Below are 15,573 nucleotides of genomic sequence, written 5' to 3' on the forward strand. Positions count from 1 at the left end.
CCGCAAAAACAAACGGCCTCCCAAGTGGAGGCCGTTTTGCGTTCACTGCATCCGTCTTTTCTGGCGTCGCCGCCACTGCCGCCCGACCCACCAGCGCCAATACATCATGGTCAGGCAATAGGCAAGTGCGCCGAGCACCAGTCCCGTCACCACCGAGCCGAGTAAAAACGGCTGCCAAAGGCTTGAGAGTTCGCCGCTGATCCATTCCCAAGTCAGCTCGTCCGGCAGATGACGGGCCGGAACGTCCATCAGCCAGGCCCCGGTCTGGTAAGTGCAGAAGAACACCGCCGGCATGGTGATCGGGTTGGTCAGCCAGACCAGGCTGACCGCAATCGGCATATTGCCGCGCACCATGATGGCGAGAATGGCGGCGACCAGCATCTGCAGTGGAATCGGCAGGAACGCCGCGAACAGACCAACCGCCATGGCCCGTGCGACGGAATGGCGGTTGAGGTGCCAGAGGTTCGGGTCATGCAGCAGGGTGCCGAGAAAGCGTAAGGACTTGTGTTCCCTGATGCTGATCGGGTCTGGCATGTAACGTTTGAATAAGCGCCGGGGCATAAGGCTTCTCGGTCGGTTAAGGCGGCAAGTATGTCTGGATTCTATGAACCGCCCATTCAGACTTTGTGACAATTAATAACGATGCCCGTGCGATTAGCCGGCTATGCATAGAAGGGGACTCTCAAGGACGGGCGTATGCGCACAGGGATGATGGCGCTGGCGTTGGGTCTGTTGATCCTGCGTTTTTTACCGGTATTACCGCCGGTCTGGTTGTGGCTGTTGTTGCCAGTCATGGGATTGATGGCGCTGCCGTTCAGGACCTATCCGTTGGCGTTTTTCCTGTTCGGCTTCAGTTGGGCGTGCGCGAATGCACAGTGGGCGCTGGATGATCGGCTGCCGATTAGCCTTGATGGCGAAACCCGTTGGGTCGAAGGTCGGGTGACGGGTTTGCCCCAGAACAATAAGGCCGTCGTGCGTTTCGAGTTGGCGGACGCCCGGTCGCGACACGGCAAGGTGCCGCAACTGATGCGCCTGGCCTGGTATGACGGGCCGCCGGTCAACAGCGGTGAACATTGGCGACTGGCGGTCAAGTTGAAGCGTCCTGCGGGGCTGCTCAACCCCCATGCCTTCGATTACGACGCCTGGCTGTTGGCGCAACGCATCGGCGCTACCGGGACGGTCAAGGCTGGCGAGCGGCTCAAGGAAGCCCAATGGGCCTGGCGCGACGGCATCCGTCAGCGCTTGCAGTCCGTGGATGCCCAAGGGCGAACGGGAGCGCTGACGGCGTTGGTGCTGGGGGATGGCGCCGGGCTGAGTCGCGAAGACTGGCAGGTGCTGCAAGACACCGGAACCGTCCATCTGTTGGTGATTTCCGGACAGCACGTCGGTTTGTTGGCAGGGCTGGTGTATCTGCTGATCGCCGGGCTGGCCCGTTATGGCCTGTGGCCGAAACGCTTGTCTTGGCTGCCGTGGGCCTGTGGACTGGCGTTCGCGGCCGCTCTCGGTTATGGGCTGCTGGCCGGTTTCGAGGTGCCGGTGCGGCGGGCCTGCGTGATGATCGGCCTGGTGCTGTTGTGGCGCCTGCGATTTCGTCACCTCGGCGCCTGGTGGCCGCTGTTGCTGGCGCTCGATGGTGTTTTGCTGCTCGACCCGCTGGCGAGTCTGCAACCGGGTTTCTGGCTGTCGTTCGCGGCGGTGGCGGTGTTGATCTTCACCTTCGGTGGTCGGCTGGGCCCATGGCGTTGGTGGCAAACGTGGACCCGCGCCCAATGGTTGATCGCGATCGGTCTGTGCCCGTTGCTGCTGGTGCTCGGGTTGCCGATCAGTCTCAGCGGGCCGGTGGCCAATTTGCTCGCGGTGCCGTGGATCAGCCTGGTCGTGCTGCCTCCGGCATTGCTGGGCACGTTGTTTTTACCCCTTCCTTACGTGGGCGAAGGGTTGCTGTGGTTGGCAGGAGGTTTGATCGACCTCTTGTTCAAGGGCCTGACGCTGATGGCCGGGTACTTGCCCGCGTGGGTGCCGGTGGCCAACCCGTTGTGGATATGGGCACTCGGCACACTCGGTGCCTTTCTACTATTAATGCCTCGAGGTGTGCCGTTTCGCTCGTTGGGTTGGCCGATGCTGCTGTTGCTGGTTTTTCCACCCAAGCAGGTCTTGCCTGAAGGCATCGCCGAAGTCTGGCAGCTGGATGTCGGCCAGGGTTTGGCAATCCTGGTGCGCACTCGTCATCACGCACTGTTGTATGACACCGGGCCACGTTTCGGCGATTTCGACCTGGGCGAGCGGGTGGTGCTGCCGACATTACGCAAACTGGGGGTGGAGGGGCTCGATTTGATGCTGATCAGCCATGCTGACGCCGATCATGCGGGCGGCGCCCGGGCCGTTGCCAATGGCCTGCCGGTGAAACGGGTGGTCAGTGGCGATCCCCTGGCGTTGCCTGCCGAGTTGCAGGCGCAGGGCTGCGAGAGCGGCAAGCAATGGGTCTGGGATGATGTGAGGTTCCAGCTTTGGCAATGGTCTTCCGCCCGCGACAGCAATCAAAAATCCTGCGTCTTGCAGATAGAAGCCAACGGTGAGCGTCTGTTATTGACCGGTGATATAGACGCCGCAGCCGAGCGGGCGCTGCTCGACAGTCCACTGGCCGTCACCACTGATTGGTTGCAGGCGCCGCACCACGGCAGTCGCAGTTCGTCATCGATGGCGTTGCTTGCCGCGTTGCAGCCCCACGCGGTGTTGATCTCCCGCGGTCAGGGGAATTCATTCGGTCATCCCCATCCCACGATCATGGCGCGCTATCGAAAGCGCGGCATATCGATCCATGACAGCGCCGAACAGGGTGCCATCCGTCTGCAGCTGGGGCACTTCAAGCCGCCATGGACGATGCGTCAAGAACGGCGGTTCTGGCGTTCTGCGCAGTAGCCCGAAGTGATTGAAGCCCGACCGGATGCGACATCACAGTCTTCGGTGCATGGATCCCCTATGTTAGAGTGGCGCACTTTTCCGAGGGGACTATCACTGTGTGGGAATTGGTCAAATCCGGCGGCTGGATGATGCTGCCGATCATTCTGAGTTCCATCGCGGCCATGGCAATCGTCGCTGAGCGTCTCTGGACCCTGCGTGCCAGCCGTGTGACCCCGGAGCATTTGCTCGGGCAGGTCTGGGTCTGGATCAAGGACAAACAACTCAATAAAGAAAAACTCAAGGAACTGCGCGCCAACTCGCCGTTGGGTGAAATCCTGGCCGCTGGCCTGGCGAACTCCAGGCATGGTCGCGAGATCATGAAAGAGTGCATAGAAGAAGCCGCCGCGCGAGTGGTTCACGAGCTCGAACGCTACATCAATGCGCTGGGCACCATCGCCGCCATGGCCCCGTTGCTGGGTCTGTTGGGGACGGTGTTGGGCATGATTGATATCTTCAGTGCATTCATGGGTTCGGGCATGACCACCAACGCTGCCGTGTTGGCCGGTGGTATCTCCAAGGCGCTGATAACCACAGCCGCAGGCCTGATGGTCGGCATCCCGGCGGTATTCTTCCACCGGTTCCTGCAACGCCGGATCGATGAACTGGTGGTGGGCATGGAGCAGGAAGCGATCAAGCTCGTCGAGGTGGTGCAGGGCGACCGTGATGTTGACCTGAATGGGAGCAAAGCGTGAAATTCCGCCGCAAGCAACGGGAGAATGTGGACATCAACCTCGCGTCGCTGATTGACGTGGTGTTTATCCTGCTGCTGTTTTTCGTCGTGACCACCACGTTTACCCGTGAAACCCAATTGCGTGTCGATCTGCCGGAAGCGGTCAGCGGTTCACCTGCCGAAGACCAGGAGGTCAAACACCTGGACGTTGCCATCAGCGCCGAGGGCGTATTCTCGGTGAACAACCAATTGTTGCCGAAAAACGATCTGGCCACGCTGATGGACGCACTGCAGAAAGAATCCAGTGGCGACACCAACCTGCCGCTGTCCATCAGCGCCGACGGCAAGACTCAGCATCAGTCCGTCATTACCGCCATGGACGCCGCCGGTAAACTCGGTTTCAGTCACCTGCGCATGACCACTGTCGAGGCGGCGCCGCCCGCGCCCTGATGGCCATGTCCGATCGCTTGCTCGCTGCGTGGTACCAAGGTCATCCGGCCCTGAAGTTGTTACAGCCGCTGGAGTGGCTGTATCGGCGCGTGGTCATGAACAAGCGCAAGCGTTTTCTGGCGGGTGAGGGCGAGATCTATCAACCGCCGGTGCCGCTGATCGTGGTCGGCAACATCACCGTCGGCGGCACCGGCAAGACGCCGCTGATTCTGTGGATGATCCAGCACTGCCAGCGCAACGGTTTGCGGGTCGGCGTGGTCAGCCGGGGTTACGGCGCCAAACCGCCGCAACTGCCGTGGCGAGTTGAGGCAGATCAAAGCGCCGAGATCGCAGGCGACGAACCGCTGTTGATCGTCCAGCGCACTGGCGTTCCGTTGATGATCGACCCCGACCGCAGTCGTGCCGTCAAAGCGCTGCTGGCGAGTGAACCGTTGGACCTGATCCTGTCCGACGATGGCATGCAGCATTACCGACTGGCCCGCGACCTTGAACTGGTGTTGATCGACGCCGCCCGCGGCTTGGGCAACCAGCGTTGCCTGCCCGCCGGGCCGTTGCGCGAACCGGTTGAACGTCTGCAAAGCGTCGACGCGGTGCTGTACAACGGTGCCGATGCTGATCGCGATGGCGGTTTTGCCTTCCAGCTTCAACCCACCGAACTGGTCAATCTGCACAGCGGCGAGCGGCGTCCCCTTGACCACTTTCCCGCTGGCCAGGCGCTGCACGCCGTGGCCGGGATCGGTAATCCGCAGCGTTTCTTCACAACCCTCGAAACGCTACACTGGCAGCCAGTCCCGCATGCGTTTGCCGACCACGCCGAATACAGCGTGCAGGCCTTGAATTTCACACCGTCATTGCCGTTGGTGATGACCGAAAAGGACGCGGTGAAGTGCCGTGCCTTCGCCGCCGCCGATTGGTGGTACCTGGCGGTCGATGCTGCGCCATCGCCGGCCTTCGTGGCCTGGTTCGATACGCAGCTGATGCGCCTGTTGCCGGCTCGTCTTTTGCCTTAAATCCGTTTTTATCCAGGGAATGCTCATGGACACCAAATTGCTCGATATCCTCGCTTGCCCGGTCTGCAAAGGCCCGCTCAAGCTCAGTGCCGACAAAACCGAGCTGATCAGCAAGGGCGCAGGTCTGGCTTACCCGATTCGCGACGGCATCCCGGTGATGCTCGAAACCGAAGCCCGCACCCTGACCACCGACGAGCGTCTGGATAAATGACCACAGCCTTTACCGTTGTCATTCCATCGCGTTACGCCTCCACCCGGTTGCCGGGCAAACCGCTGCTGCTGATCGCCGGCAAGCCGATGATCCAGCACGTCTGGGAACAGGCGAGCAAAAGCAGCGCCCAACGCGTGGTGGTTGCCACTGACGATGCGCGCATCGTCGAGGCCTGCAACGGGTTTGGCGCTGAAGTGGTGCTGACCCGCGAAGATCACAATTCCGGCACCGACCGTTTGGCCGAAGTCGCCGCGAAGCTGGGCCTGGCGCCCGACGCCATTGTGGTCAACGTTCAGGGTGACGAACCGCTGATCCCGCCGAGCGTGATCGATCAGGTTGCCGCCAACCTGGCCGCCCACACCGAAGCGCGCATGGCCACGCTGGCCGAGCCGATCGAAGACGTGGAAACCCTGTTCAACCCCAACGTGGTCAAGGTTGTCAGCGACCTTAATGGCCTGGCGCTGACCTTCAGTCGTGCCACGTTGCCGTGGGCCCGGGACGCGTTTGCCAAAAGCCGCGAGCAATTGCCGGAAGGCGTGCCGTATCGTCGGCATATAGGCATCTATGCCTACCGCGCCGGTTTCCTGCATGACTTCGTCAGCTGGGGCCCGTGCTGGCTGGAAAACACCGAATCCCTGGAACAGCTGCGTGCCCTGTGGCACGGCGTGCGGATTCACGTCGCCGATGCACTGATCGCACCGCCGACTGGCGTCGATACCGTCGAAGACCTTGAGCGCGTTCGTCGCCTGCTGGAGGCCTGATGCGGGTTTTGTTTGTCTGCCTGGGCAACATCTGCCGATCGCCCACGGCTGAAGGCGTGTTGCGACACAAACTGCGCGAAGCGGGGCTGGCCGATCAAATTGAAGTCGCCTCCGCTGGCACCGGTGACTGGCACGTCGGCAAGGCCCCGGACAAGCGCAGTCAGGCGGCGGCCAAGCTGCGCGGTTATGACCTGTCCGCTCAGCGCGCCCAGCAAGTGTCTCGCGCCGATTTCGCCACCTACGATTTGATTCTGGCGATGGACCACAGCAACCTGCGCAATCTCAAGGCCTTGCAACCGACCAGGGGCAAGGCCGAGCTGGACCTGTTCCTGCGTCGCTACCAGTCGGAAATCGATGAAGTGCCGGATCCGTACTACGACGGCGACCAAGGCTTTGAGCAGGTGCTGGACCTGATCGAGCGCGCCAGTGATTTGCTGGTGATCGAATTGAAGGGACGGTTATGAGTTTGCAGGTGCACGCCCAGGTTTCGCTCAAGCCGTTCAACACCTTTGGCGTCGATGTTCAGGCCCGGCTGTTTGCCGAGGCCCACAGCGATGCCGACGTGCGTGAAGCCCAGGCCTATGCTGCGGAACATGACGTGCCGCTGCTGGTGATTGGCGGTGGCAGCAACCTGCTGCTGACGGCCGATATCCAGTCGCTGGTGCTGCGCATGGCCACGCGCGGGATTCGCATCCTGAGCGATGATGGCAGCAAGGTTGTGATCGAAGCCGAGGCCGGCGAGCCTTGGCATCCGTTCGTGCAGCACACCCTGGCGCAAGGATTGTCGGGCCTGGAGAACCTCAGTTTGATCCCCGGCACTGTCGGCGCGGCACCGATGCAGAACATCGGCGCCTATGGTGTGGAGATCAAAGACGTTTTCGCCGGCCTGACTGCCCTCGATCGCCAGACCGGCAACCTGCGGGACTTCACCCTGGAAGAATGCAACTTCGCCTACCGCGACAGCCTGTTCAAACAGGAACCGGGGCGTTGGTTGATCCTGCGGGTACGTTTCATCCTGGACCGCGCCGCGCACCTGCATCTGGAGTACGGCCCGGTGCGTCAGCGCCTGACCGAGCAAGGCATCGATCGCCCGACCGCCACCGATGTCAGCCAGGCGATTTGCAGCATCCGCAACGAAAAGCTTCCAGACCCGGCAGTGCTGGGCAATGCCGGCAGCTTCTTCAAGAATCCTTTGGTGCCAGCGGCACTTGTCGCGCAACTCAAAGGTGAATACCCGGATCTGGTGGCCTACGCCCAACCCGACGGCCAGATGAAACTGGCGGCGGGCTGGCTGATCGAGCGGGCCGGATGGAAAGGTTTTCGTGAGGCCGATGCCGGCGTGCATAAATTGCAGGCGTTGGTGCTGGTCAACTACGGCAATGCGACCGGTCTGCAATTGCTGAACCTGGCGCAACGTATCCAGAAAGACATTTCAGAACGTTTTCATGTCGACCTGGAAATGGAGCCCAATCGGTATTGAGGCTACGCTTTCAATACTGATTTCAAAGCCCTGCACACGTTTAACGGTGCAGGGCTTTTTTGTTAATGCTGGGTTAACTTAGCCACCTAACGATGCAAACGTTTGCTCCACCAAAGGCCCGATGCAGACGCGACCGTCCGCATAAGAGAGCCTCGTTAGCCTGAGCCGATCTGCGTGATGCCAACCGCCAACCCCAGGCGGCAGATTGCTCGACCCCATAACCAATAACTATGCGGGCGTGCCCATGATTACCCTGAAGCTCAATGGTCAAGACCATCAACTCGATGTCACCGAGGACATGCCGCTGCTCTGGGCGATCCGCGACGTGGCCGGCTACAACGGCACCAAATTTGGCTGCGGCATGGGCCTGTGCGGCGCCTGCACCATCCATATCGAAGGCGCTCCGGCGCGCAGTTGCATCACGCCGATCGGTTCGGTGGTCGGCCAGAACGTCACCACCATCGATAACCTGCACGCCGACCCGGTCGGGCAAATCGTCCAGCAAGCCTGGCTCGATACCGCCGTGGCCCAGTGCGGTTTCTGTCAGGGCGGGCAGATCATGTCCGCCACGGCGCTGCTCAAGACCAACCCGAACCCCAGCGACGAACAGGTCGAAGAGGCGATGGTCGGCAATATTTGCCGCTGCGGCACTTACAACCGCATCAAGACCGCCATCCGCCAGGCATCCACTCACCTGAAGGAGGCCAAGGCATGAGCCAGTTACCGAATGATTTCGCGCTGAGCAACCTCAGTCGCCGTGGTTTCCTTAAAGGTGTCGGTGCGACCGGCGCGTTGGTTCTGGTTGCGAGCTGGGGCTGGCAAGACGCTTTCGCTGCCGAAAAAGGGAAAAAATTCGGCGCCGATGGCATGCCCAACGGCTGGATCGACGATCCCAAGGTGTACGTCAGCATCGCTGCTGACGGCACGGTGACCGTGGTCTGCAACCGTTCGGAAATGGGCCAGGGGGTGCGCACCAGCCTGACGATGGTGGTGGCCGATGAACTGGAAGCCGACTGGGCGATGATGAAGGTGCAACAGGCGCCGGGCGACGAAGTGCGCTTCGGCAACCAGGACACCGATGGCTCGCGCAGCATGCGCCACTGGTACGAGCCGATGCGTCGCTGCGGTGCTGCCGCGCGGACCATGCTTGAACAAGCGGCTGCCGAACAGTGGAAAGTGCCAGTCAGCGAATGCCATGCGCAACTGCATAAAGTCGTCCATAAACCGTCCGGTCGTGAATTGGGTTACGGCGCATTGGCTGCCGCTGCCGGTGCGTTGGCAGTGCCGGCGCGTGACAGCCTGCGGCTCAAGCAACCGTCGGAATTTCGCTACATCGGCAAGGAAGGCACCAAGGCTATCGACGGTGCCGACATCGTCAATGGCCGCGCCATTTACGGTGCCGACGTCCATTTCGACGGCATGCTCTATGCCACCATTGCACGTCCTGCGGTGTACGGTGGGAAGGTCAAGTCCGTCGACTCCAGCGCCGCGATGAAAGTCCCGGGCGTGATCAAGGTCGTGCAGATCGAAGGCCATCCGCTGCCGTCGGAGTTTCAGCCGTTGGGCGGCGTGGCCGTGGTGGCCAGCAATACCTGGGCGGCGATCAAGGGCCGCGAGGCGTTGAAAATCGAGTGGGATGATGGTCCTAACGCCAGTTATGACTCGATCGCCTACCGCAAGGAACTGGAAGCCGCGTCCCTCAAACCGGGCAAAGTGGTGCGCAATACCGGCAACATCGATGAAGCGATGGGCAGCGCCGACAGCATGCTCGAAGCGTCCTATTACCTGCCGCACCTGACGCAGGCGCCAATGGAACCGATGGTCGCCATCGCCCGCTTCAAGGACGGCGTCTGCGAAGCCTGGGCCCCAAGCCAGGCACCACAAGTCACCCGCGAACGAATTGGCGAACGCCTCGGCATTCCGTTCGATAACGTCACCTTCAATGTCACCTTGCTCGGTGGCGGTTTCGGTCGTAAATCCAAACCGGACTTCATCATCGAAGCCGCAATCCTTGCCAAGGAATTCCCCGGTAAGGCGGTGCGGGTGCAATGGACTCGTGAAGACGACATCCACTGCTCCTATTTCCACACGGTGTCGGCCGAGTACCTGAAAGCCAGCCTCAACAAGGATGGCCTGCCGTCCGGCTGGTTGCACCGCACCGTGGCGCCGAGCATCACCGCGTTGTTTGCGCCGGGCATGAACCACGAGGCGGCCTTCGAGCTGGGCATGGGTTTCACCAACATGGCCTACGCGATCCCCAACGTGCGCCTGGAAAACCCCGAAGCGACGGTCCATACCCGCGTCGGCTGGTATCGCTCGGTGTCGAACATTCCTCACGGTTTTGCGATTCAGAGCTTTGTCGATGAACTGGCGCACAAGGCCGGCCAGGATCCGCTCAAGTACCAGATCAAATTGCTTGGTCCGGACCGGCAGATCGATCCGCGCACCTTGAGTGAAGAGTGGAATTACGGTGAATCCCCCGAGCGTTATCCGATCGACACCGCGCGTCTGCGCACGGTGCTGGAAACCGCTGCCAAAGCTTCCGGTTGGGGCCGTGAGTTGCCCAAGGGCCGAGGCCTGGGTCTGGCGGTGCATTACAGTTTCGTGACCTATGTGGCGGCGGTGATTGAGGTTGAAGTCAAAGACGACGGCACGCTGATCGTGCACAAGGCTGACATCGCGGTGGATTGCGGTCCTCAGATCAACCCCGAGCGGATTCGCGCGCAGTTCGAAGGCGCCTGTGTAATGGGCCTGGGCAACGCGGTGCTGGGGGAAATCAGCTTCAAGGACGGCAAGGTCCAGCAGGACAACTTCCACATGTATGAAGTGGCGCGCATGTCCCTGGCACCGAAGGAAGTCGCGGTTCATCTGGTCACCCCACCGGGCGCAGTGCCGTTGGGCGGCGTCGGTGAACCGGGCGTGCCACCGATTGCGCCGGCACTGTGCAACGCAATCTTTGCCGCCACCGGCAAGCGCATCCGCAACCTGCCGGTTCGCTATCAGTTGCAAGGTTGGCAGAAGGCGCAAGCCTGATGGACAGCGTCGATCTGAATGTCCTGCGCAGCGTGCTGGAATGGCGCCGTGCCGGTCAGCGGGTGGTGTTGTACAGCGTGGTCCAGACCTGGGGCACCGCGCCTCGGGCGCCTGGCGCCATGCTGGCCTTGCGTGAAGACGGCGTGGTGATTGGCTCGGTGTCCGGTGGTTGTGTCGAAGACGATTTGATTGCCCGGCTGCACGACGGTCGTATTCCAGCCGATGGGCCGCCGGTGCAATTGATCACTTACGGCGTCACCCGTGAGGAGGCGGCACGCTTCGGTTTGCCGTGCGGCGGCACTTTGCGCCTGACAGAGGAGCGGGTCGGCGACCCGGCTTGGGTCGCTGAGTTGCTGGCGCGCTGCGAGGTGCATGAAATCGTGGCTCGCTCGCTTTGTGTCGAGACGGGTGAAGTCATGCTGCAACCGGCTGACAAGACCAATGTGCTGACGTTCGATGGCAAGACGTTGCGGGCCATTTACGGTCCGCGTTGGCGGCTGTTGCTGATCGGTGCGGGGCAGTTGTCCCGTTATGTCGCCGAGATGGCGCGGCTGCTGGATTTCGAAGTGCTGATCTGCGATCCACGTACTGAGTTCGTTTATGGCTGGGAAGAGCAGCACGGGCGATTTGTTTCGGGCATGCCCGATGAAGCGGTGCTCAGCATCCAGACTGACGAGCGTACGGCCATCGTCGCGCTGACCCACGATCCTCGACTCGATGACATGGCGCTGCTCACGGCGCTGGATTCCAGGGCGTTTTATGTGGGTGCGCTGGGCTCGCGGATTAACAGCCTGAAGCGCCGGGAAAACCTCGCTCAGCTAGGCTTGTCACAAGAGGCAATCGAGCGGCTGCATGGCCCGATCGGCTTGCACATTGGCAGCCACACACCGGCGGAAATTGCCTTGTCGCTACTGGCCGAAATCGTGGCGATCAAGAATGGCGTCGAACTGAAGCAGAAGAAGCCGTTGCAGGAGGTGGTATGAGTGAACCCATCGGCGTCATTGTGCTGGCGGCGGGGCAGGGCAGTCGGTTTCGACAGGAGGCCGGTGCCGAGAAGGACAAGCTGGTGGCGAATTGTACCGGGCGCGAAGGTGCTGTTCATTCGATGATCGAGCAAGTGCTGGTGAATTTGCCGCCCTCCCTTGAGAAGCGCGTCCTGGTGACCACTGTGGATCGACCACAAGTGATCCGCATGGCCAAGGCTTATGGTTGCGAGATTGTGCTGATCGAATCAACCGGCATGGGTGACAGCATCGCAGCCGGTGTGGCGGCGTGTCCGCAGCTCAGTGGCTGGCTGATTGTGCTGGGGGATATGCCGTTCATCCTTGCGTCGAGTATTGAACGTGTGGTGGCGGAGATTGCTGATGACGCCGTCAGTGTTCCGGTGCATCAAGGTGAGTTTGGGCATCCGGTGGGATTTGGGCGCAGCTTTGGTCCGGCGTTGATGGCGTTGTCTGGTGATCGGGGTGCCAAGGCGTTGTTTGCGCAGGCGAGGGTGGTCGAGGTGATGGTGGACGATCCCGGGGTGTTGTGGGATGTGGATGTGCCAGAGAAGTTGATCTACCAGTAGCCTCGACACACCGTGATATTTACGGGCATAAAAAAGCCCCGCCTGGATCACCAGGCGGGGCTTTTTAGTGGCCGATGGAATCAGACGAGAGGTTTAGGCTCGTGTTCTTTTTCCAGGGCTTGCTCGTGTTGCTCTACCGCTTCCTGAACGGAGCGCGGTGCTTCGTCGATCACTGATTCAACGGGTTCGGCAGCAGAGACTTCAGCAGCCGGGGCAGGTGCTGCCTCGACGACTTCAGCGACAACCGGTGCAGCTTCGACAGCAGCCGGAGCAGCAGCGGCAGCCAGTTCGGCTTCTTTCTGCAGACGCTCGGCTTCACGCTTGCGGCGACGCACTTCACGTGGGTCGTTCGGCGCACGGCCACTTGGCGTCAGGGCGCTGACAGGGGCGGCTTCGACTTCCGGTGCAGCCACTTCGGCAACAACCGGTGCTTCAACCACCGGAGCAGGCTCGGCAGCAGCAACCACTGGCTCGGACACCATGGCCTCGGCTACTGGCGCTTCGACGGCGGCTGGCTCGGCAACCCAGTTGAACGCGGTTTGCTCTTCGCGAACTTCACGGACAGCTTCGGTCACTGTTTCGGTGGATGTTTCGACAACCGGTTCTGCGGCAACCACTGGCTCAGCGGCAGCTTCAAATACAGGCTGTTCTTCACGAACCGGGGCGACTTCGATTTCCGGAGCGGCGGTGGCTTCGACCGGAGTCGTTGCTTCAACCACTGGCGCTTCCACTGGAGCAGTTTCCAGGGTGGCGGCAGTCGCGCGTTCGGCTTGCTCGTTAGCCTGTGCTTCGGCTGGAGCGCTGATCACGGTGCTGGCAACGGCTGCGGTAACAGCCAGGCCGGCAGCCAGATCGGCAGCGCTTGGCGCTTCGTTGGTTTCGGCAGCTTCGTTACCTTCGGCGGACTCGGATTCTTCCGAACCTTCGATCACATTACCGTTGGCATCGCGTTGACGCTCGCGACGGTTGCTGCGACGACGCTGGCCACGGGAGCGGCGGCGTGGACGATCGCCTTCGGCGCCTTCCTGACCGTCTTCCTGCAGTTGCTCTTCGTTGGTAACCAGCTCTTCTTCAGCTACTGCGGCAGCGGCTTGCTCGGCACGTGGCTGACGTTCTTCACGCGGTGGGCGTGGAGCACGTTCTTCACGTGGCTGACGGGCTGGACGTTCTTCAGCGGTAGCAGCGGCGACCGGAGCGGCATCCAGAGGCTCACGCAGTTCACGAACCGGACGCTCTTCACGATCGGCACGTGGCTTGCGATCTTCGCGAGGAGCGCGCGGTGCACGTTCTTCACGAGGGGCACGTGGAGCGCGTTCCTGGGCGACTGCTGGAGCTTCTTCGCGGGCTTCGCGTGGCTCACGTGGTGCGCGCTCTTCACGCGGTGCACGTTCCTCACGAGGCTTGCGTTCTTCATCGCGGCGACCGTTACGGTTGCGGCTCTGCTGACGACCGTTGCGACGCTCTTCGTTGCGGGCCGGACGTTCGGCGGCCGGTTTTTCAACCACCACCGGAGCGGCAGGCTCTTCCTTGGTCGCAAACAGGCTGACCAGCGACTTCACCAGGCCTTTGAACAGGCTTGGCTCTGGCGCGGCGGCCGGTGCGGCAACAGGTGCGGCAGCGACGACTTCGGTCGGAACCGGAGCGTTGGCGCGGGCCGGAGCAGTCTTGACCGCGGCTTCCTGGCGAACCAGGGTGCGGGTCGCAGCGGCTGGCTGGACTTCTTCGACTTCGGCAGCGGCAGCAGCGATTTCGTAGCTGGACTGGCCGACCGCGGCTTCCGGGCTGTCATCGCGCAGACGCTGAACTTCGAAGTGCGGCGTTTCGAGGTGATCGTTCGGCAGAATGACGATGCGGGCACGGGTGCGCAGTTCGATCTTGGTGATCGAGTTGCGTTTTTCGTTGAGCAGGAACGCGGCGACCGGAATCGGCACTTGTGCGCGAACTTCGGCAGTGCGGTCTTTCAGTGCTTCTTCTTCGATCAGGCGCAGAATCGCCAGCGACAGCGATTCAACGTCACGGATGATGCCGGTGCCGTTGCAACGCGGGCAAACGATGCCGCTGCTTTCGCCCAGGGATGGACGCAGGCGCTGACGGGACATTTCCAGCAGGCCGAAGCGCGAGATGCGACCGACTTGCACGCGAGCGCGGTCGGCTTCCAGGCATTCGCGGACTTTCTCTTCCACGGCGCGCTGGTTCTTGGCAGGGGTCATGTCGATGAAGTCGATGACGATCAGGCCGCCGATGTCGCGCAAGCGCAACTGACGAGCGATTTCTTCGGCGGCTTCAAGGTTGGTCTGCAGAGCGGTTTCTTCGATGTCGCTGCCTTTGGTGGCGCGCGCCGAGTTGATGTCGATGGACACCAGGGCTTCGGTCGGATCGATAACGATGGAACCACCGGAAGGCAATTCAACGACGCGCTGGAAAGCGGTCTCGATCTGGCTTTCAATCTGGAAACGGTTGAACAGCGGAACGCTGTCTTCGTACAGCTTGATTTTGCTGGCGTACTGCGGCATCACCTGGCGGATGAAGGTCAGGGCTTCGTCCTGGGCTTCAACGCTGTCGATCAGCACTTCGCCGATGTCCTGGCGCAGGTAATCGCGGATGGCGCGGATGATCACGTTGCTTTCCTGATAGATCAGGAACGGCGCGGAGCGATCCAGCGAGGCTTCTTTGATGGCGGTCCAGAGTTGCAGCAGGTAGTCGAGGTCCCACTGCATTTCTTCGCTGCTGCGGCCCAGGCCGGCAGTGCGAACGATCAGGCCCATGTCGGCTGGGGCAACCAGGCCGTTCAGGGCTTCACGCAGTTCGTTGCGCTCTTCACCTTCGATGCGACGGGAAATACCGCCGGCACGCGGGTTGTTCGGCATCAGAACCAGGTAACGACCGGCCAGGCTGATGAAGGTGGTCAGGGCTGCGCCCTTGTTGCCACGTTCTTCTTTTTCGACCTGAACGATGACTTCCTGGCCTTCGCTCAGGACGTCCTTGATGTTGACGCGGCCTTCGGGGGCTTTCTTGAAGTATTCGCGGGAGATTTCTTTGAGGGGCAGGAAGCCGTGGCGCTCGGAGCCGAAATCGACAAAGGCAGCCTCAAGGCTTGGTTCGATGCGAGTAATCCGGCCTTTATAGATGTTGGCCTTTTTCTGCTCGCGTGCACCGGATTCGATGTCCAGGTCGTAGAGGCGTTGGCCATCTACCAGTGCAACACGCAACTCTTCGGGTTGAGTTGCGTTAATCAGCATTCTTTTCATGTAGTACCGTCGGTTTCCGGGCTGCCGGAAACGGCGTTCGGCACACACGACTTCTCATGGTCGGTGTCAGGTGCGTCAGGAGTGGTTGGACACTCCAGTGTCTAGCGAACCCCGACCAATTGGGCCGGCGTCGCGACGTACGCGTCCTGCTTGCTGTGGCTACTTAAGCACTCAGTCAG

At 61.4% G+C, this 15,573-nt stretch carries 14 protein-coding genes; 12 read left to right on the forward strand and 2 right to left on the reverse strand.

Annotated elements, in window-relative coordinates:
* Positions 1-42 precede the first annotated feature (42 nt).
* On the reverse strand, positions 43-561 hold the full coding sequence (locus FQ187_RS22345; protein ID WP_149631139.1) for a DUF2062 domain-containing protein: 519 nt from the start codon (positions 559-561) through the stop codon (positions 43-45).
* A gap of 135 nt (positions 562-696) precedes the next feature.
* Here FQ187_RS22345 and FQ187_RS22350 point away from each other — a divergent pair, with 135 nt between their 5' ends.
* The 12 genes from FQ187_RS22350 (at position 697) to FQ187_RS22405 (ending at position 12,146) form a co-directional block, all read left to right on the forward strand.
* Positions 697-2,919 (forward strand): DNA internalization-related competence protein ComEC/Rec2, encoded by a 2,223-nt coding sequence (locus tag FQ187_RS22350; protein ID WP_149631140.1) that lies wholly within the window; start codon positions 697-699, stop codon positions 2,917-2,919.
* Positions 2,920-3,017: 98 nt separating this feature from the next.
* The gene (locus FQ187_RS22355) at positions 3,018-3,653 is read left to right on the forward strand and encodes a MotA/TolQ/ExbB proton channel family protein (RefSeq protein WP_178122745.1); all 636 of its coding nucleotides are present in this window, start codon (positions 3,018-3,020) and stop codon (positions 3,651-3,653) included.
* Complete coding sequence (locus FQ187_RS22360) at positions 3,650-4,081, forward strand: biopolymer transporter ExbD (RefSeq protein WP_149631142.1); 432 nt, start codon at positions 3,650-3,652, stop codon at positions 4,079-4,081. Before FQ187_RS22355 ends, FQ187_RS22360 begins: the two co-directional genes overlap by 4 nt.
* Entirely contained in the window at positions 4,081-5,091 is a 1,011-nt protein-coding gene (gene lpxK, locus FQ187_RS22365; RefSeq protein ID WP_149631143.1) for a tetraacyldisaccharide 4'-kinase, read from the forward strand. The genes FQ187_RS22360 and lpxK overlap by 1 nt, the downstream gene beginning before the upstream one ends.
* A gap of 25 nt (positions 5,092-5,116) precedes the next feature.
* Positions 5,117-5,302, forward strand: coding sequence for a Trm112 family protein (locus FQ187_RS22370; RefSeq protein WP_007945752.1), 186 nt, complete (start codon positions 5,117-5,119; stop codon positions 5,300-5,302).
* Positions 5,299-6,063: a 3-deoxy-manno-octulosonate cytidylyltransferase gene (gene kdsB, locus FQ187_RS22375; RefSeq protein ID WP_046049062.1), complete on the forward strand. Its 765-nt coding sequence runs from the start codon at positions 5,299-5,301 to the stop codon at positions 6,061-6,063. Before FQ187_RS22370 ends, kdsB begins: the two co-directional genes overlap by 4 nt.
* The gene (locus FQ187_RS22380; protein ID WP_149631144.1) at positions 6,063-6,527 is read left to right on the forward strand and encodes a low molecular weight protein-tyrosine-phosphatase; all 465 of its coding nucleotides are present in this window, start codon (positions 6,063-6,065) and stop codon (positions 6,525-6,527) included. Before kdsB ends, FQ187_RS22380 begins: the two co-directional genes overlap by 1 nt.
* Complete coding sequence (gene murB / locus FQ187_RS22385; RefSeq protein WP_149631145.1) at positions 6,524-7,543, forward strand: UDP-N-acetylmuramate dehydrogenase; 1,020 nt, start codon at positions 6,524-6,526, stop codon at positions 7,541-7,543. Before FQ187_RS22380 ends, murB begins: the two co-directional genes overlap by 4 nt.
* Positions 7,544-7,787: 244 nt before the next feature.
* The gene (locus FQ187_RS22390) at positions 7,788-8,258 is read left to right on the forward strand and encodes a (2Fe-2S)-binding protein (RefSeq protein ID WP_149631146.1); all 471 of its coding nucleotides are present in this window, start codon (positions 7,788-7,790) and stop codon (positions 8,256-8,258) included.
* Positions 8,255-10,576 (forward strand): xanthine dehydrogenase family protein molybdopterin-binding subunit, encoded by a 2,322-nt coding sequence (locus FQ187_RS22395; RefSeq protein WP_149631147.1) that lies wholly within the window; start codon positions 8,255-8,257, stop codon positions 10,574-10,576. Before FQ187_RS22390 ends, FQ187_RS22395 begins: the two co-directional genes overlap by 4 nt.
* Positions 10,576-11,559 (forward strand): XdhC family protein, encoded by a 984-nt coding sequence (locus tag FQ187_RS22400; RefSeq protein ID WP_149631148.1) that lies wholly within the window; start codon positions 10,576-10,578, stop codon positions 11,557-11,559. The genes FQ187_RS22395 and FQ187_RS22400 overlap by 1 nt, the downstream gene beginning before the upstream one ends.
* The gene (locus tag FQ187_RS22405; RefSeq protein WP_149631149.1) at positions 11,556-12,146 is read left to right on the forward strand and encodes a nucleotidyltransferase family protein; all 591 of its coding nucleotides are present in this window, start codon (positions 11,556-11,558) and stop codon (positions 12,144-12,146) included. The genes FQ187_RS22400 and FQ187_RS22405 overlap by 4 nt, the downstream gene beginning before the upstream one ends.
* A gap of 80 nt (positions 12,147-12,226) precedes the next feature.
* Here FQ187_RS22405 and rne read toward each other — a convergent pair whose 3' ends face one another.
* Positions 12,227-15,394 carry a ribonuclease E gene (rne, locus tag FQ187_RS22410; RefSeq protein WP_149631150.1) on the reverse strand — a complete coding sequence of 1,056 codons (3,168 nt, stop codon included), beginning with the start codon at positions 15,392-15,394 and terminating at the stop codon, positions 12,227-12,229.
* Positions 15,395-15,573: the final 179 nt, after the last annotated feature.

Source organism: Pseudomonas sp. ANT_J28 (assembly GCF_008370005.1).
In the GTDB taxonomy this organism is placed as follows: domain Bacteria; phylum Pseudomonadota; class Gammaproteobacteria; order Pseudomonadales; family Pseudomonadaceae; genus Aquipseudomonas; species Aquipseudomonas frigoris.